Source organism: Paenibacillus mesophilus (assembly GCF_005938385.1).
In the GTDB taxonomy this organism is placed as follows: Bacteria; Bacillota; Bacilli; order Paenibacillales; family NBRC-103111; genus Paenibacillus_AB; species Paenibacillus_AB mesophilus.
Map to the genome: position 1 here is coordinate 360302 of NZ_VCRA01000004.1, position 17195 is coordinate 377496.

General features: G+C 55.6%; 18 protein-coding genes. 10 read left to right on the plus strand and 8 right to left on the minus strand.

Annotated elements, in window-relative coordinates; translation table 11 throughout:
* Nucleotides 1-318: 318 nt before the first annotated feature.
* From FE783_RS09250 to FE783_RS09265, 4 genes are all read right to left on the minus strand, one after another.
* The gene (locus FE783_RS09250) at nucleotides 319-573 is read right to left on the minus strand and encodes a hypothetical protein (RefSeq protein WP_138879053.1); all 255 of its coding nucleotides are present in this window, start codon (nucleotides 571-573) and stop codon (nucleotides 319-321) included.
* 105 nt (nucleotides 574-678) lie between these two features.
* Complete coding sequence (locus tag FE783_RS09255) at nucleotides 679-1920, minus strand: class I SAM-dependent methyltransferase (RefSeq protein WP_138879054.1); 1242 nt, start codon at nucleotides 1918-1920, stop codon at nucleotides 679-681.
* A 209-nt stretch (nucleotides 1921-2129) separates the two neighbouring features.
* Entirely contained in the window at nucleotides 2130-3176 is a 1047-nt protein-coding gene (locus tag FE783_RS09260) for a DUF4871 domain-containing protein (protein ID WP_138879055.1), read from the minus strand.
* A complete protein-coding gene (locus tag FE783_RS09265; RefSeq protein ID WP_420799722.1) occupies nucleotides 3173-3712 on the minus strand; it encodes an RNA polymerase sigma factor in 540 nt (179 codons plus the stop codon). Before FE783_RS09265 ends, FE783_RS09260 begins: the two co-directional genes overlap by 4 nt.
* 130 nt (nucleotides 3713-3842) lie before the next feature.
* Here FE783_RS09265 and FE783_RS09270 point away from each other — a divergent pair, with 130 nt between their 5' ends.
* The gene (locus FE783_RS09270) at nucleotides 3843-4769 is read left to right on the plus strand and encodes a S66 peptidase family protein (RefSeq protein WP_138879056.1); all 927 of its coding nucleotides are present in this window, start codon (nucleotides 3843-3845) and stop codon (nucleotides 4767-4769) included.
* Between the two features lie 90 nt (nucleotides 4770-4859).
* Complete coding sequence (locus tag FE783_RS38655) at nucleotides 4860-5693, plus strand: M23 family metallopeptidase (protein ID WP_158301690.1); 834 nt, start codon at nucleotides 4860-4862, stop codon at nucleotides 5691-5693.
* Between the two features lie 72 nt (nucleotides 5694-5765).
* Here the strand turns inward: FE783_RS38655 and FE783_RS09280 are convergent, their stop codons facing one another.
* Nucleotides 5766-6269, minus strand: coding sequence for a ferritin (locus FE783_RS09280; RefSeq protein ID WP_138879058.1), 504 nt, complete (start codon nucleotides 6267-6269; stop codon nucleotides 5766-5768).
* Between the two features lie 229 nt (nucleotides 6270-6498).
* On the opposite strand from FE783_RS09280, the gene FE783_RS09285 reads away from it, so the two are divergent.
* From FE783_RS09285 to FE783_RS09295, 3 genes are read left to right on the plus strand one after another with little or no spacing between them, the layout of a single operon-like run.
* On the plus strand, nucleotides 6499-7581 hold the full coding sequence (locus FE783_RS09285) for an ABC transporter substrate-binding protein (protein WP_238402954.1): 1083 nt from the start codon (nucleotides 6499-6501) through the stop codon (nucleotides 7579-7581).
* 26 nt (nucleotides 7582-7607) lie between these two features.
* Nucleotides 7608-8426 carry an ABC transporter permease gene (locus tag FE783_RS09290; RefSeq protein WP_202916161.1) on the plus strand — a complete coding sequence of 273 codons (819 nt, stop codon included), beginning with the start codon at nucleotides 7608-7610 and terminating at the stop codon, nucleotides 8424-8426.
* Nucleotides 8426-9172: an ABC transporter ATP-binding protein gene (locus tag FE783_RS09295; RefSeq protein WP_138879059.1), complete on the plus strand. Its 747-nt coding sequence runs from the start codon at nucleotides 8426-8428 to the stop codon at nucleotides 9170-9172. Before FE783_RS09290 ends, FE783_RS09295 begins: the two co-directional genes overlap by 1 nt.
* Nucleotides 9173-9234: 62 nt before the next feature.
* Here FE783_RS09295 and FE783_RS09300 read toward each other — a convergent pair whose 3' ends face one another.
* Nucleotides 9235-10089, minus strand: a complete 855-nt coding sequence (locus FE783_RS09300) for a helix-turn-helix transcriptional regulator (protein WP_138879060.1) — start codon at nucleotides 10087-10089, stop codon at nucleotides 9235-9237.
* A 172-nt stretch (nucleotides 10090-10261) separates the two neighbouring features.
* Between FE783_RS09300 and FE783_RS09305 the strand changes: the two genes are divergently transcribed.
* The gene (locus FE783_RS09305) at nucleotides 10262-11626 is read left to right on the plus strand and encodes an ABC transporter substrate-binding protein (RefSeq protein WP_158301691.1); all 1365 of its coding nucleotides are present in this window, start codon (nucleotides 10262-10264) and stop codon (nucleotides 11624-11626) included.
* 253 nt (nucleotides 11627-11879) lie between these two features.
* Here the strand turns inward: FE783_RS09305 and FE783_RS09310 are convergent, their stop codons facing one another.
* Nucleotides 11880-12254 (minus strand): hypothetical protein, encoded by a 375-nt coding sequence (locus FE783_RS09310; RefSeq protein ID WP_138879062.1) that lies wholly within the window; start codon nucleotides 12252-12254, stop codon nucleotides 11880-11882.
* A 190-nt stretch (nucleotides 12255-12444) separates the two neighbouring features.
* Here FE783_RS09310 and FE783_RS09315 point away from each other — a divergent pair, with 190 nt between their 5' ends.
* From FE783_RS09315 to FE783_RS09330, 4 genes are all read left to right on the plus strand, one after another.
* A complete protein-coding gene (locus FE783_RS09315; RefSeq protein ID WP_138879063.1) occupies nucleotides 12445-13188 on the plus strand; it encodes an EcsC family protein in 744 nt (247 codons plus the stop codon).
* Nucleotides 13189-13275: 87 nt separating this feature from the next.
* A complete protein-coding gene (locus FE783_RS09320; protein WP_138879064.1) occupies nucleotides 13276-13854 on the plus strand; it encodes a thymidine kinase in 579 nt (192 codons plus the stop codon).
* A gap of 31 nt (nucleotides 13855-13885) precedes the next feature.
* Nucleotides 13886-14770: a helix-turn-helix domain-containing protein gene (locus tag FE783_RS09325; protein WP_158301692.1), complete on the plus strand. Its 885-nt coding sequence runs from the start codon at nucleotides 13886-13888 to the stop codon at nucleotides 14768-14770.
* A gap of 77 nt (nucleotides 14771-14847) precedes the next feature.
* The gene (locus tag FE783_RS09330; RefSeq protein WP_138879066.1) at nucleotides 14848-15333 is read left to right on the plus strand and encodes a DinB family protein; all 486 of its coding nucleotides are present in this window, start codon (nucleotides 14848-14850) and stop codon (nucleotides 15331-15333) included.
* Nucleotides 15334-15633: 300 nt separating this feature from the next.
* Here FE783_RS09330 and FE783_RS09335 read toward each other — a convergent pair whose 3' ends face one another.
* Nucleotides 15634-17166, minus strand: coding sequence for a glycoside hydrolase family 3 protein (locus tag FE783_RS09335; protein WP_158301693.1), 1533 nt, complete (start codon nucleotides 17164-17166; stop codon nucleotides 15634-15636).
* Nucleotides 17167-17195: the final 29 nt, after the last annotated feature.

A 17195-nucleotide genomic window follows, 5' to 3' on the forward strand; every position in this document is an offset into this window, starting at 1 on the left:
TCCACCCAATCGTATATATGAACAGTCGCGTAAGCTTCTTGTCCCTGCTCGGGCCATCATCGTCTTGAATCGGTCCGCTTCTCATTCATGGGTGCGTCTTGCGTCGTCTTGTTCCGAAAGCGTAGTTCAAGCTTACCGCCGGTTCGTTATCGGAATGTTATCTGCAAGTAAAGAATCGGTAAAGGCGCGGCGAGGCACACTTTGCGGCCGAGGCGCAACAAAAAAGAAACTCCCGTGGCGGCTGCACGCGCTGGCACAGCCGGTACGGGAGTTTCTTTAGTCCGATGCATTGGATCGGTGCGGCCTTTCCTTCAGCCTTCAGCCTTCGGCTTTCGGCTTGCGGTTCAGCAGCAAAGTCACGAGCGCTGCCGCGATCGAGAACAGCGCGAAGTACGTGTTGGCTTCTTGCGGGGACAGCGTCTTCCACCAGACGACCGTATGAATGAGCTGGCCCATAGGCGTCAAGACGAGCCACAAAAACAAACAGGCCGCAATCAACAGCGGTTGAAAAAGACGGGTCAAGCTCTTGCCCGTTTTCCGATTTTCCTTGCCGTTCACAGGTCTCATTTCCACTCTATGACCCTCCTGCGTTTACTTTTTATTAGAGCGGAACCCACAGTTCCTCCGATCGGCGGCTTTACCGCCGGTAGCTCTTTAGAGAGCTTTATCTATTCTTCTTTAGAGTTCGTTTTCACTTGTCGGTACGGTTAACTGCGGAGCAAGCTTGTCTGCGAGCGCCCGTTCCAAATACGGGGATATTCCCAGCATTCCAGTGAATCCGCGATACGCCGCCGCTTCGACGGATAACGGATCCCGGGACACTGACGCCTGTTCCTTCCCGCCGTCCGGCCGCCCCTTGCCCGGTTCCTTCACGGCGCGGATAAGCAAATTTTTCGGCGTATGCTCCATGTCGATAAATTCCAGCACCTGCGTCTTGTAGCCGAGCAGTTCCAGCAGCTGCGCCCGTGCCGCGTCGGTGACAAGCGAGGCGAAGCGCTCCTTTAGAATGCCGTGCTTGAGCAAGGGCGACATCGCCTCATTGCGGATTTGGCCGAACAGCTCGTGCTGGCAGCAGGGCACCGACAGAATGACGCCCGCGCCCCAACGCACCGCCTTCTCGATAGCGGCGTCCGTAGCGGTATCGCACGCATGCAGCGTCACGACCATGTCCACCGCATCCATCCCGTCATACCGGCTTATGTCGCCTACGAGAAAGCGCAGCCGATCGTACCCCAGCCTCTCGGCCAAATCGTTGCAATGGCGGATGACGTCTTCCTTTAGGTCGAGGCCGACCACTTGCAAATCAAGCTTGCGGACTTCTCTCAAGTAGTGGTACAGCGCGAACGTCAAATACGATTTCCCGCAGCCGAAATCGACAATCCGAACCGTCCGGCCGCCCGGCAGATGGGGAACGACGTCGTCGATCATCTCCAGAAACCGGTTGATTTGCCGAAACTTGTCGTACTTGGCCGCAAGCACTTTGCCTTGCCCGTTCATCACGCCGAGCTCGATCAGAAACGGAACCGGCGTCCCTTCCTCGAGCACGTACCGCTTCTTCCGGTTATGGGCGAGCTCGACGCTTGTCTTCGTCGCTTTTTTCTTCAGCACGGCCGCTTCGTCCTTCTTGTTGAACAGGATGTGATAGTCGGCTTCGCTCGTCTGCAGCAGCCCCTGCTTGTATTGCGCGTGCAGCAGCTCCTCCGCCCGGGCGGCTGTTTGTTCTGGCGCCACATTCTCATGCAGCACTTTCGTCCCGGTATAGTGGGCGAATTGATAGTGCAGCCCGTTCTTCAGCAGCACCGGCTTGATCTTTACCTTGTCCGCCGTCGCCCCGCCGCCTTTCCTCGGTTGGCTGAGCACCGCCTGCGTCCAAGTGCCTGCCGCGATAGCCTCCCGCAATACTTCCGTCAACGATTCCATACTAGTCCCCCAATTCCGATCCCCCAAAAGTGAAGTTCAGCTCAGAAGCTCAGTCCGAGTACTTTCGGGGGAAGCCCCGAATGCCCGAATGCAGTCCCCCAAAAAATCTCACTCTGAAAGAATATTACGGGGTCCATTATACTTCATTATCGTCGGCGAAATAAAATAAAGACGGCGAGCGGTGGAATAAAGTCTCTCTAAATTGCCGCTCAGCGGGAAGCGGCCGCCTTCACATCCACCACTACGCTGCCCAGCAGCTTGCCGTCGACGAACGCCATCAGCCGCCACATTCCGGGGTCAGGCAGCGTCATCGACGTGGGGATCGCTGCATCCGCCCCGTTCAGAGCCGCACCGAGCCGGGCGGCTTCAAAGACGCTCTCGACCCGGTTCGAGCCCCGGCGTACGGCATCGATCTTCAGCTCGCCGTTCAGTTCCTCCGCCCTGCCCCAGAAATGCCACATGTACTTGTTCGGCTTTCCGGCAATAAAGCCGGGGTCGATAAAGCCGAGCCGGTCCTTCACGCCCCTCAGGTCATACGCGCCGCTCTTGAACGTCGGGCTGACTTCCCAAGGAGCGTCGGCAACGTCGAATACAACGTCGGCATAACGCTCCCCGTCCACATAAACGATGAACGACCATACTCCATCCAGCGGCACGGCAAACCGGGTCGCGATGCGGGTCATCTCGACGGCAGAGACGCCGGGCCCGGCATTTTGCTTATAGGCGGTTCCGGCAGCGGATATCTTCGTCTCCGCAAGCTCGGTCAGCTTGTAACCTGTTTCCCTATGCACCCCCTCTATCCGGATATTGCGGTCCTTCAGCTGCTCGAACGGAGCATACAGCATCCACATGCAGCCTGCAGGCGTTCCAGCGACATAGTCGCCTCCCGGAAACGCCTCCATTATTTTGACGTTATGTTCCGTGTAAAGGTTTCGTATATTCCTTTCATTCCCATTTCTTTTTTCGATATCGCTCGTGTCTGTCAAGGAATCGCCTCCTCGTGCGGAACGGTTCCCCACCCCGTACATGTCCGGCCAATCCATGCTCCAAGCGATCGCCAGCAGGAGCAGTATACCGGCCAGCGAGACGGCCGCTCCCGCCGACAACCCCTTTCTCCCGCGCCTCACCGCACCTCCGGCGTTGAGACGTTCGGTTACATGCCGCTTCATCTTCTCGCTCATGCCGCCCTCCGGGTAAGGCGATCGTTTCAAATCCGCATACCAATCCGGCTTCCGGCCTCGTCCCGCCTCCGTCACGCGTCCCCAACCTCCTTCAATGTCCGTTCGACTTTCGCCCTCGCCCGGTGAAGCCGGGATTTGACCGTCCCCTCCGATACGCCCAGCAGGACAGCCATTTCCTGATAAGACAGCTCGTAATGTGCATCCAGCACGATCACCTCGCGGTATTTGGCGGGAAGCCCGAGCACGACGTCCCACACGTCCCGCTCCGCCTGACGGTCCATCGCCTCGAGCTCCGCCGAGCGGTGCGAGCCTCCCGGGGTAAACAAGCCGGCCAGCGTCACCTTGCGGACGAACGCGGAGCGCAAATAATTGAGCGCAGTCCGGCGCGTAATGCGAAGCAGCCACGTCTTGACCGAGCATTCCCCCCGAAAGGACGGAAGATGACGGTACGCTTTCCAGAATACGTCCTGCGCGATGTCGTCCGCCGCATCTTTGCGCCTGGTCAGGAAGCAAGCGTATTTCCATACGTCATCTCCGTACGTTCGCATCAGGTCGTTCAGCAGCGCTTCCGGATCGCCGCTTGCCGCGACGTGCAAATAGTCATGGCTCACCCTGAATTCACCTCTACCCAAATAGACACCGCATCGCTCTTAAAGTTCCATTCCTAGGGAAAGTTCTAATATTTCGTACACGCGGCATATCGTATTAAAATGACAATCGAACGCATTGGGGGATTCGGCCATGGCAGTAAGGCCGCCGATATTGAGGCCAGGCGATACGATAGGCGTGGTGACGCTCGGTTCTCCGCTCGCTGAGCAGACGATCGATGCAGGGATCGTGACGCTGCAAAATATGGGGTTTAAAGTTGTGGTCGGCCGTCATGCTTACGATTCGACCGGTTTTCTGGCCGGAAGCGACCGGGAACGGGCGGAAGATTTAATGAATATGTTCCGCAATCCGAACGTCCGGATGATTATGCCGACACGGGGCGGGGTCGGCGTAGCCGGTATTTTGCCTTATCTCGATTTTGCCGTTATCGCCCATAATCCGAAAATATTGTCGGGCTACAGCGATGTAACGGTTCTTCTGAACGCGCTGTATCAGTATGCCGACCTGATCGGCTTTCAGAGTCTGATGCTGCTCAATTTCAACAACCGGACGCCCGCCTACGACTACAATCAATTTTTTACCGCCACCTCGACCGTCACTTCGCCAAGAGTTATCGAGAACCCTCCGGGCATGCCGTTGACCAGTCTCGTTCCCGGGAATGTGACCGGACCGCTTGTCGGCGGCAATCTGACCTCCTTTACCGACGTGCTCGGCACTCCGTACGATATTCCGACGCGCGGCCGCATACTCGTGCTCGAGGAAACCCACGAACCGATCAATAAAGTATACCGGATGCTGAACCGGCTGAAGCTGGCCGGGAAGCTGAACGATTGCCTCGGCATCGTCATGGGGGAATGCACCAACTGCCCTTCCGCCTACGGCGTAACTTACCGGGAGGTTATCCGGGATGTGCTTGTACCGATTGGCAAGCCATTGATGACGGGGCTCGCGACCGCCCACGGCAGGTTCAAAGCGGCCGTCCCGATCGGCGCAAGGGTCAACCTGAACACGTTCCAAAACACGCTTACCGTGCTCGAGCCGACCGTATCGCTCGGCTGATCCGGCGTCAACTGCCAATACTTACTACTAAAAAAGAGGCTGACATTCCTATAAGATGGAGTTATCTGTCTATAAGGAGTGAACAGCATCGTGAAAAAATGCATCAGTCTTTTGTCCGGCGCACTGCTAGGGCTATCGCTTCTCAGCCCGGCGGCATACGCTGCCCCCTATACGATCAAGCAAGGGGATACCTTGTGGAAGATTGCAACCGCTAACAGTATTACCGTCCAGCAGTTGATGAAGCTTAACCCGTCCGTCTCCGAGATGATATATCCGGGACAAATCATTCAGCTCCCCGACGATCCGAATACTTATACCGTTCAACCGAACGATACGTTCTGGAAAATAGCCGACAAATTCGGTATTTCTACTCTTACATTAATTAACGCGAACCCGCAAATTTCGAACCCGGACTTATTGAATGTAGGCGATAGGCTCCATATTCCGGCGAAACCGTCGAACAACCCATACGGTACGTTCCCTCTCAAGCCGGGTACTTATAAGCCTTATACGAATAATTATGCGGAATCCCGCACCTGGTCGCCGAACGGCGAGGAAATCAGGGCGCATGAAGGCGTCGATATTTTCGCGGACAAAGGCGTTCCCGTCTACAGCGTCCTGGACGGCACGATCATCAATTACGGCTGGAACCAATACGGCGGATGGCGGCTGACCGTGAAGGTCGACGATTCGACCGCTTTCTATTACGCGCATCTATCCGGTTACGCCCAAGGCATCAAGAAAGGCGGTACCGTGAAGAAAGGGCAATTGATCGGCTACGTCGGCAGCACCGGATACGGCCCGGAAGGAACGGAAGGCATGTTCGATACCCATCTGCACTTCGGCATCTATAAGACGAACGTTTCGCCTTGGAAAACGGTCGATCCTTATTCCTATTTGACCTGGTGGGAAACGCAGCGGTAAACGGCAAAAAAAGAAAGAAGGCTTCGCTCTCGACGGGCGAAGCCTTCCTTATTTTGGCGCAAAAAGCGGATGTTACGCTTCCGGCGTGAACGTACGCTTGGCCAGCTCGGCGTCGAGCATATAGAACGCGTTGCTGTCGTTGTCGATCCGGCGCAGCTTCTGAATGATGCTGTCGAAGGTCGATTCTTCCTCCACCTGCTCGTCGATGAACCATTTCAGGAAGTTGATGGTCGCATGCTCCCGCTCGTTCCATGCCACGTCGGACAAATCGTAAATTCGTTTCGTTACGGTCTGCTCATGCTCATAAGCCTGCTCGAAAGCGTCGAGCAGCGAGCCGTATTCGTTGGACGGATCTTTCATGCCGCTGACAACGGCGCGTTTGCCGAGCGTATTGATAAAATGGAAAATTTTCATCGCGTGGAACTTCTCTTCCTCCGCCTGCACGATGAAAAAGTTGGCAAATCCGTCGAAGCTTTCCGCCGAGCAATAAGCCGCCATCGCCAAGTAAACTTGGGAGGAATAAAATTCGTAGTTCATCTGATCGTTCAGCTTGTCCAACAAAGCCGGGCTCAACATAATGTTCCATCTCCTCTTGTTCGTTTGGCAAAAGTATTGTTATTCGTCATTGATTTCCATTATATCGGTAAAACAGGTCCGGTTTCAAATACGACGGCGTGTTTCCGGTCGAAGCCCGTCGAAAACCCGATTCTTTTTTTTCAAAATGTTCTTGACGAAGCCGCCCGTTATTTCTATAATAAAACCTATTAAAATACTAGGAATTGAAAGGCGTAGGGGGAAAACGGATATGACGGTTCAACGGAACAACAATAGGAAAACCGCCCGATTGTGGGCGATTATGGCGATCGCAGCCATGATGTTTATCGTAACCGCATGCGGCGGCGCCAAGGGAAGCACGGGCAATCAAACGCAAGGCGCCGGCGGTCAAGCGGCCGAGCCAAAGAAAGAAGTCAAGTCGCTCACCGTAGGCTACTTGAACGTTATGGACGACGCGCAAGCGATGCTTGCCTTCGATGCCAAGCTGTACGAGAAGCACGGGCTTAACGTTAAAATGCAGCCGTTCGAAAGCGGCACGGACTTGATCAAGGCAATGGTCGGCAACCAAGTCGATGCGGGCGTACTCGGATTTACGAACGCGGTCACTTGGGCTTCCAAGGGTGCGGGACTGAAAGTAGTGGGCGGCGCTCAGCTAGGTTTCCACAGCATCCTTGTCCGCAATGACAGCGGGATCAAAACGGTTGAAGACTTGAAAGGCAAGAAGCTTGCCTCGCAAAAGCAAGGCAGCACCGCCGATATCGTTTTGAACGGCGTTACACTGGCGCAAGCGAAGCTGACCAATAAAGATTTGCAGATGGTCTATGCCGAGCCCGCTCAAGCGATTCAGTCGCTCGCCGGCGGCGCCGTCGACGCGGCCTTCGTCTTCGAGCCTTACTCGCGGATGGCTCAGCTCACTTCCCCGGTTACGCAAATATACGAAATCGGCAAAGTATGGCCGTTCCCTTGCATGGTCGTTATTACGTCCGACGACGTGCTGAAGAAAGACCGCGATGCGGTGAACCGGATGCTCGATGCACAGAAAGAAGCGATCGACATGCTGCAGAAAGATCCGCAAAAATCGGCCGAATTCATCACGAAGCGCTTCATCGAAGGCGAATCGTTCAAAACGCAAAACGGCGAAGTGAAAGCGACGACCGTCATCAAGGAATCGATTCAATCGCAGACGTTCAACTGGGAAATCACTCCCGACCAAATTAAACGGATGCAGGAAATCGCTGATATTATGATAGCCCAAAAGGCGCTCGACAAACCGGTCAAGGTGGAAGACATTCTCGATCTGACTTGGCAGAAGCAGCAGCAAGCCAAAAAATAAGACATAACAAGTAAGGAGAAAGCCCGGTGAACTCGACAACCGATAAACCGAACCGGTCCGCGAAATCGATAAACCGATCCATACGCAAGGTGCTGCCTTATCTAGCTGCGATAGGCAGCCTTCTTGCCTTATGGCAAGTTTATTCGTGGATTTTGAACAAACCTTTCCTGCTTCCCGGCGTACCGGAAGTGTTCGAACGGCTGATTCGCAGCTTCTCGGACGCCGACTTCATGAGCGGAGTGAAAGACAGCTTGTTCCGGCTTGCCCTCGGCTATCCGATCGCGTGCGCGCTCGGTGCCGTGCTCGGCCTGCTGGCGGGCGTCTCCCGCAGCTTCGCGGTCTATTTGCGCAGCCTGATCTCGATTTTGCAATCGATTCCGCCGATTACGTGGGTACCCTTCTTTGTGATCCTGCTCGGCTTCGGCAACGCAACGATTATTACCGTCATCACGATCGCCAGCTTCTTCCCGATGGCGCTGTCCATGCTGAACGCCACCGAAGGCGTCAACAAAACGCATCTGGAGCTGGCCCGGGTGTTCGGCGCTTCGAAACGTCAGCAGCTGACCAAAGTATTCGCCCCGGAGTCGTTCCCGGCGTTCATCACCGGCGCGCAGGTCGCTTTCGGCAACGCCTGGCGGTCGCTGATCGCGGCTGAAATGGTCGGCGGCGCTACTTCCGGACTCGGCTATTACTCCAACTGGCGAAGCGAAGTCGCCGATATGGGCGGCGTTATGCTGAGCATTATGGTGATCGGCACGATAGCGGCCGTGCTCGACCACTTCGTGCTGGAAAAGCTGAAGCGCAGATTGCTTCGTTACCGGTATGTAATGGGAGGCGACCAATAATGCAGACAATCCGGATCGAACATGTAACGAAGCGATTCGGTCAGCTCGAGGTGCTGTCCGATATCGATTTCACGATCGAGAAGGGCGAATTCGCCGCCATCGTCGGCCCGTCCGGTTGCGGCAAAAGCACGGTGCTCCGAATGATCGCGGGCTTGGAAACGGCTACCGAAGGCCGCGTACTCGCCAATGGCCAGCCGATCGGCAAGCCCGACCCGCAGCGCGTCCTAATTTTCCAGGAACACGCCTTGTACCCATGGCGTACCGTGGAGGACAACGTCGGCTTCGGACTGGAGCTTGCGGGCGTATCGGTCAAGGAGCGCCGCGAACGCGTCGACGAAGTGCTGGAGAAGGTCGGGCTGAGCGGCTTCCAGAAATATTTCCCGGCCCAATTGTCCGGCGGCATGAAGCAGCGTGCCTCGATCGCCCGCGCGCTCGTCATGAATCCCGAAGTACTGCTGCTCGACGAACCGTACGGCGCGCTCGATGCGATTACGCGGCTTACGATGCAGAACGAGCTGATCAAGCTGTGGAGAGGCTCCGGCAAGACGGTGCTGCTCATCACCCACGACATCGACGAAGCGGTCTATTTGGCCGATACGATTTATGTCATGAGTCCGCGTCCGGGAAGGTTTATTACTAAAGTCCAGACGGACATGCCGAGACCCCGCAACCGGAACAGCGCGGAGTTCGTCAAATTGCGCGAGCAAATTATGGACAACTTGGACATCGGCACTTACAGCATCTGAAGAAACAACAAGAAGCTCAATCGGAAGCTCCGCGAGGAGATGCCGGTTGAGCTTTTTTTGCGCTAATGATAGCGGTACTGCTTCGGAGTCATGCCCATTCTTTTCTTGAAAATATGGCAGAAGTAGTTGAAGTTCGGCCATCCGGACTTCTCCCCGATCTCCTGGACGGAGCGCCCCGTCGTCTTTAACAAAATGCACGCCTGCTTCATCCTCCGGTCCGTCAAAAACTCCGTTATCGTCTTCCCCGTCGCTTTGCGGAACAGCTGCGAAATATGGTTCGGCGACAAGTGCACCGCCTGAGCCAACGCCTCCAGTTGAAATTCTTTGTCATAATTCTCGTTGATCCATACCATCATCTGCGCCACGGCGGGGACCGATTCCAGCATGGCGGGCTTGGACGCCGTATCCGTCTTCCATAATGGCCGCAAGTATCGGAGCAAAGAAATCAAATATAACGCGTAGTCTTCCATTCGGTTGCGCATAGGATGCCGCTCCAGACGCTCGTAATTTTCGAGCAGAAACTTTTCCAGATGTTGAAATTGGGTGACATGGAGCACCTGTGCACCGGCCGAATCGTTGCATAGCTGATGATGGAATTGATACAAGGTAGGAAACGCTTTCAAGTATTCGGAGAAATAGTTCGGATCGTATTTGATTAGCGACCGGACATACTTCTGATCGGCACTGATGTCCATTTGCAGAAAATGAGGCTGATAGGGCTTGATGAAGAGCAGCGCACCCGGCTTGATGTCGTGTATGGACTGCTCGACGATCAGCCGTCCAACGCCTTGATGAACGAAAATAATTTCGATGCCGGGATGGAAATGAAACCGTTGCTTGAAGTGTTTGGGGTCCTGATACATGCCGAGCGTGATCGGGCTGCGTTCCAAATAAGAGCAATGTTCGAAGATCAACATAGTTCCCCCTATGGACACGTGAGTAATTTACTGACATTTTACCATAACAGATCGCAACTTTCCTACGGTCGATTATGATAATCTCGGATTGTACGGATGCTTTGTTGGAGTATTTATGAAGCGCTTACGCGACCATAGTCCGAGATGCACTCAAATGACGGGAGGTAACGGAATGGTGAAAAAAAGGGGCGGAGTACGCGCAAACAGCAGGGCTGCGGCGGGAAAGAGCATGAAAAGCCTGCTTGCGCTCGGCATGATTGCCGCAGTTGTAACCGCTTGCTCGGGGAATGGCCCGGGAAGCGCCGCGGGTACGGCGGACGGTGGCGGCAAAGCGGCCGAGAAGAGCAAAGAGCCGGTCGAGCTTACGTTTTACTCGGAATCGGGAGATTTTGACGCGGACGGCTTTATGAAGATGTTCGGCAAAAAGATCAAAGAGAAGTTCCCTCACGTTACGCCGAGATTCATCCCCCGCGTTACAGGCACTTCGATGGAGAAGCTGATCACTTCCGGGGAAACGCTGGACATCGTCTATTTGTCGAGCGGCCAGACGAACTTTCTCACCGACGTTCAATTGCAGTATGATATTTCGGAGCTGATCAAGACCAACAAGTACGATATCGGCCGACTGGAGCCGACCGCGGTCGATATCCAGCGATTGCTCGCGAATGGCGGCATTTACGGATTGCCGGTCTTCAACAATACGATTACGACGTTCTATAACAAAGATCTGTTCGACAAATTCGGGGTCGCCTATCCGAAGGACGGCATGACTTGGGACGATATGTACGATCTCGCCCGGAAGATGGCCCGCACCGACGGCACGCAGAAATATCAAGGCTTCACGCTCTCGATGTCGCACAATATGCTCGTCAATCAATTATCGATTCCTTATACGGACAAGCAGAACAAGGTGACGTTCACGACCGACGAATTCAAGAAGCTGTTCGACATGTGGACGCGCTTCTACCATCTGCCCGGCAACGAAGTGGACAGCAAGACGGTAAGCTATTCCGTCCAGGTCGACAAATTCGATAAAGAGAAGTCGATCGCCCTGTACCTCGGGCTGGCGGCGCTCGGTCCGGCAAGGTTCAAAGAAAATTTGAACTGGGACGTCGTCTCGTTCCCGGAATGGAAAGACAAACCGGGCATCGGACCGCAGCCGTATCCGACTTACTTCTATATAACGAAAATGAGCAAAAAGAAAGAAGCGGCCTTCGAAGTCGTCGCCTATTTGACCTCGGACGAATTCCAGCGCCATTTGGCCCGGAACGGCCTGTTCCCGGCACTCAAAAACCGCGACGCGATGAAGGAGTTCGGCCAGGACATCCCTTATTTGAAGACGAAAAACTTCAACAGCTTCCTGCCCAAAAAGTTCGCTTCGCCCGCCGCTCCTTCCGCCTTCGTGTCGATCGGCGCCAAGCATCTGACTACCGCCTTCAATGCCGTATCTCTCAAAACAAAAGACGTGAACACGGCGCTGCGCGAGGCCGAGGAAGCGGCCAACAAAGAAATACAGACGAAATTATCGGGGAATTGAGAAACTGTCGAGAAAGCCTGCAAAGAGAGGAAGCGCCAGAGGCAAGAGGTGGGGGAATGCGCTCCACTTCCGTTAAAATCGAGTTGTTTTTTTGGAATTTATATCGGGTACAACTCGATTTTAAAGTCAGACGCTCCGCTTTACGCACATCTCCCCCACCTCTTTTTGTACCCCAGATCTCTCTTCTAAACTTTCTCGACAAGCATAGAAACGAAACAATAAAAGAAGCTCAACCGGGCAAGCCGGTTGAGCTTTATTTTCCGAACAGCGATTTTTTCTTCCGCTTGTACGTCTCCATACGCGACAGCGTTCCCGGCGCCACTATAACGCCCTGTCCGGCTGCATCCGGCGCTTCGGCCGGACCCGATTCGGCCGCTTCCTTCCACGCCTCCTGCGGCTCCGGCACGGCCAGCGCCGCTGCCGATTGCCTGACCGATAATTGATCCTCCAGATAGACGATTCGCTTCATCGCCTGGGCCAATGCCGCTTCCAAACGTTCTACGCGGTTTTCCAGTTCCTTCGTCTTGTCCGGGAGCCCTTCGGCTGCGGGGGTCTCTTCCGGCCCGTTCGTTTGCTTGGGAGAAAGCAGCAGGCTTAGCTCTTCATTCGTCAGTAAATGGGAGTGCAACGCCTCTTCCCCCTTGTCGGATTCAAAACTATAATAATAGTTTCATCCGCCTGCCGTAAATTGTCAATACCTTTTTTTACCACCGCCTTTCGCCGATTATGCCGCGACCGATCCGTTTGCGCTGCGTATGGGATATGATAGATAGTGAATTCTCGGTACGATCGTAACTGTCACGAAAGCGAGGCATAACATGTCCAAAATCTCCTACGAAGATACGGTCCGCGCGCGGCTCGCCGAATGGGAGCGCCGGCTGCTGAAGCCGCCGGGGCTGCTCGAACGGACGTCCAAAACCGTACAAACCAAAATAAACGAGAAAATCCCCGCGAAGGTCCATACGGCCATCACTTCTACCGTAAAAGGCATCTTTCATACCGTACTTTTCTCACTCGATTATGTTCCGAAAGGACTTCCTCAAGCCGGGCTTACTTTGCAGGAGCGGGACGACAAAGCGGCTGAGCTCGTCAACACATACAAAAAAATCGCCGCCGCCGAAGGAGCGGGAACAGGGGCCGGAGGAATCGTCCTCGGTCTCGTCGACTTCCCCGCGCTAATCGCGATCAAGATGAAATGCTTGTTCGAGCTGGCCCATCTGTACGGCTACTCCACGCGCGATTACCGGGAGCGTCTATTCCTGCTCTACGTATTTCAGCTCGCATTCTCCGGCCGTGACCATAAGACCGGTATATATCGTACGATTCGAAGCTGGGACTCCGTCTCCCTGCAATACCCTGCCGGGGAGCAGTCGCTGCAAACGATCGATTGGGAGAAGCTGCAGCAGGAATACCGGGACTCCATCGACTTCCGCAAAATGCTTCAGCTCGTGCCGGGTATCGGAGCTATTGTAGGCGCATGGGCGAACTACGGTCTTCTGGAAGAGCTGGGCGAAGCGGCCGTCAACTCGTTCCGGCTTCGCATTCTGGATGCGCGTCCCTAAAGGGCGGGCTTATTCCCACTACCCATCGGTGCCGATTTCCGCTATGCTGGTATAGACGATTACACGACAGAGAGGATTCGGGACATCTTGGCCAAACTGTATTTCCGGTACGGAGCGATGAACAGCGGCAAATCAATCGAAGTGCTTCGGACCGCCCACAACTACGAAGAGCAAGGCAAACAGGTGCTGCTGTTCACTCCTGCTATCGACGACAGGTATGGTGTAGGCGCTATTACTTCACGGATCGGAATCCGGAAGGAAGCGGTTGTCGTAACCGCAAAGCTCGACATGTTCAAAATGGCGGAACGGGAACGTCCGGACTGCATTTTGGTCGACGAAGCGCAATTTTTGAACGAAACTCAAGTCAAAGCGCTGTGCGACATCGTGGACGAGCTGAACATTCCGGTTATCGCCTACGGCTTAAGGGCGGATTTCCAAGGAAAGCTGTTCGAAGGCAGCTACCATTTGATGGCTCTCGCGGACAAAATCGAAGAAGTGAAGACGGTTTGCTGGCATTGCCAGCGCAAAGCGACGATGAACATGCGCTGCAAGGACGGAATCCCCGTCTTCGAGGGCGAGCAGATCATGATCGGCGGCAATGAGAGCTATTTGCCGGTATGCCGCAAATGCTACGGGAAGGCCCGCAAGGAAACGCTGCGGGCGTAGCCCTCTTCCCGATGACCAAGGAGGTGTGCCGATGCCGGAGCTTCACCGGCTATATCGACCGGCGCAGCCATCGGACGCCGGCAGGGCCGCGGCCTCCTACCGGGAGACGCCGCCCTCTCCATCACTCGCTCCGTACATCGCCTGCTTCTGGGGAATGGACCAACAACCGGGCGTAGACTTGGGTACAGGTCACAGAGTCGTTCCGGACGGCTGCATGGATATGCTGTTCCAGTGGCTTCCGGACGGTCGCATCGTTCGCAGCTCGTTGTGCGGCGCGTTCGAGACGCCTTTCGACGCTTTGCCGCCGCTCGAGCGGATACGCTATTTCGGCATCCGTTTCTTTCCGGGCGGTCTATATCGTCTGCTGCGGATTCCATCCGCGGAATTTACCGATCGGCTTCTGCCGCTGGAAGACATCCCGGGCGCTCCGGCATTCGAGCTTGCGGAACGACTACCCAACTGCTCCTCGTTCGAAGAACAGACGATGGTCGCCGAGCGCTGCATATTAACCGCCGCCAGTCAGCGGCAGCCGCTGGATACGGACCCGGGCTTCGGCAGCGCCCTCTTCGACCTGCTCCGTTTCGGTGGAGCGATGCCGGTCTCCGAGCTATCCGTTCGAGGGGCTGTCAGCGAACGGCACCTTCACCGGCTGTTTATGAAATGGACAGGCATCGGGCCGAAAACGTTCGGTCGTATCGTCCGGTTTCAGAAGATACTCGCGGACATGAAGCGCCGCCCCGACAGCCGTACCGATTGGGCCGACAGAGCGCTCAAGTTCGGTTACGCGGATCAAGCGCATTTCATCCGCGATTTCAAGTCGCTGTACGGGCAGCCGCCGGAGGAAGCCTTGCGCGCGATGCGCGGACATGTCCGAAATATTCAATACGAACGCGCCGGGAACGAATATACTGATTAACAGTCCGCATAATGAGGAAGCTTCCTAATGAAAAAGCTGAAGCTGTAAATTTCGTAACGAAAGCGAGTGTGTTGCACATGTCTCAAGTATCCGCCATCCGCGATCATTTGCTGCACGAGCTGGAGCACGGCGTGGCCACGACGCGCCGCATGCTGGAGCTCGTCAAGCCGGAGCAATGGGATTACCGGCCGCGCGACAATATGCGCACGCTGCTCGAGGTCGTCCATCATCTCGTGACGATTCCGGGAAGCGATCTTGTCATCATGCAGGAAAAAGGAATGGACGACGTCCAAAAGGTCGAAGCCGCGGTAAGCGGGGTACGCGATCCGATGCAGCTAGCGGCCGAGATGGAGCGGCTGTTCGGGGAAATGAAAGCTTACTTCGAGTCGCTTGGCGACGACGAGTTTTTGCACAAGGAAACCAAGGCGTTCTACGCCGAAGCGCCCGCCGCACAAGTCAAGTGGCTGATCGAGACGACTACGCACGTGTACCATCACCGCTCGCAGCTGTTCAGCTACTTGAAGCAGCTCGGCCACGACATCCAGTTTTTCATCTTGTATTAATGATGAAGGAGCCGTACGTACCTCGCCATCCAGCGGGTATATACGGCCCTTTCTTTGAATACTCGTATGGTAAATGCGTAAGTGCATTTAGATCCCTAACGATTAGCGCTATAAATCGTTTAGACGGCGATCTACCTGCACTTTTGCATGCAAACGGGCGAAATTCGGAGAAAACGGGTAAACAAGATGCGCTTTTGCATTTTGGCAAATCCGGTCGGCAAATCATTAACGCAGTGAATTTTCACGGCCATGTTCCGCTAAAGCGATGTGCTCGCTTCGCTCACCGCCCGCAGTTGCCGCTTAGGAGCCGAATAAAGCCTCGGCCGCGGACTGCTGCAAGGAAGGCGCGCTATCGTACAGCAGCAGCGCCGGAACGGCCGGCACATGCTCCAAATCGTAGGAGGAGCCAAAGTGCACCAGGACGACATCCCCCGGATGCTCGGCCGCATATTGGTTCAACGCCTGCAGCACGTCCGCGTCCATCCGCTTGTTATGCGTCAGCGCCACGATAACCGGTCCTGCTAGCGTACCTTCGCCGAGCAGCGGCTTGACGTCCGCGTACGCCTCCAGCCTCCTCTCCCCTTTCAGCGTACCGGTCAGCCGGACGAGCTCCGCGAACCGCTCCACCTGCTTGTCCCATACGAGCGTCCACCGCTCCGTCGCTTCGGTCCGCTTCAACGGCTTGAACCCGTTTACGGCGAGCGCCGCTTTGCGGGCAAGCCGAATACTGACCGATTCCGATTCGGGCTTGTTCAGCTTCTCGCCGTCGTAGTCGCGGAGCCGGAACGTTTCGGGAAGCAGTCCGTATTTCGCCTTCATGTTCAATATCCGTTCGACCGACTGCTTAATCCGCTCCTCCGACAGCTCGCCGCGGCGAACGGCGGTCAGTACCGCTTCTACCATCGGACCCGCCTCCTCTACATTCCGGGCATGGGCGAGCAAAATATCCGCCCCGGCCTGCAGAGCGAGCACGCACGCTTCGGCCTGGGTAAATTTCGAGGTGACTCCTTTCATCGACAGGCCATCGGTAACGATGAGCCCGCCGAAGCCAAGCTCCTCGCGCAGCAGGCCGGTTGTCATCTTGTAGGACAGCGACGCCGGCAGCCCCGACGCATCGAGCGCGGGTACCGCGATATGTCCGACCATAACGGCATCCACGCCGGCTTCGATCGACTTGCGGAACGGGACAAGCTCGAAGCTGTCGAGCCGGGTCCGGTCGAACGGCAGAACGGGCAGGTCGAAGTGCGAGTCCACTTGGGTGTCTCCATGACCGGGAAAATGTTTGGCCGTCGCGATCATCCCATGCTCCTGGTACCCGCGTATGACCGCACAGCCCATCGCCGCCACTTGGTCCCGGTCTTCGCCGAACGAATGCGTGCCGATAACCGGATTGAGCGGATTGTTGTTAATATCGACGACCGGGCTGTAGTTGAAATTAACGCCCATGGCCAGCGACTCTTCCGCCGTCACCCGCCCCGATTCGTAGGCAAGCGCTTCGTCCCCGGCCGCCCCCACCGCTTTGTTCTTCGGAAAATGAACGGCCCCTCCGCTCTTCAGCTTGCAGCCCGCGCCGGCCACGAAATCGGCCGATATGAACAGAGGGATTCCGCTGCCTTCGGTCATGGATGCTTGCTGCATAGCCGAAGTCAACCGATGCACCTGCGCGGGACGGTCGAGGCTCCCCATATCGAGGAACATGCCTCCCGCCTTGTAATCCGCGATCATCCGCTTGGCAAAATCCGAAAACACCAGTCCCGTATTGTAAAATGTAAACAACTGCCCGACCTGTTCCCTCAGCGTCATCCGCCGGATTCTATCCTTCAGCTCGCTCAACGCCACACACTCCATTCCGATTTGTCATG

Coding starts and splice junctions, on each gene's coding strand:
- FE783_RS09280 (WP_138879058.1), bottom strand. CDS start 6,269: ATGTTGAGCCCGGCTTTGTTGGACAAGCTGAACGATCAGATGAACTAC.
- FE783_RS09295 (WP_138879059.1), top strand. CDS start 8,426: ATGCAGACAATCCGGATCGAACATGTAACGAAGCGATTCGGTCAGCTC.
- FE783_RS09270 (WP_138879056.1), top strand. CDS start 3,843: ATGGCAGTAAGGCCGCCGATATTGAGGCCAGGCGATACGATAGGCGTG.
- FE783_RS09325 (WP_158301692.1), top strand. CDS start 13,886: ATGCCGGAGCTTCACCGGCTATATCGACCGGCGCAGCCATCGGACGCC.
- FE783_RS09300 (WP_138879060.1), bottom strand. CDS start 10,089: ATGTTGATCTTCGAACATTGCTCTTATTTGGAACGCAGCCCGATCACG.
- FE783_RS09330 (WP_138879066.1), top strand. CDS start 14,848: ATGTCTCAAGTATCCGCCATCCGCGATCATTTGCTGCACGAGCTGGAG.
- FE783_RS09305 (WP_158301691.1), top strand. CDS start 10,262: ATGGTGAAAAAAAGGGGCGGAGTACGCGCAAACAGCAGGGCTGCGGCG.
- FE783_RS09315 (WP_138879063.1), top strand. CDS start 12,445: ATGTCCAAAATCTCCTACGAAGATACGGTCCGCGCGCGGCTCGCCGAA.
- FE783_RS09285 (WP_238402954.1), top strand. CDS start 6,499: ATGACGGTTCAACGGAACAACAATAGGAAAACCGCCCGATTGTGGGCG.
- FE783_RS09255 (WP_138879054.1), bottom strand. CDS start 1,920: ATGGAATCGTTGACGGAAGTATTGCGGGAGGCTATCGCGGCAGGCACT.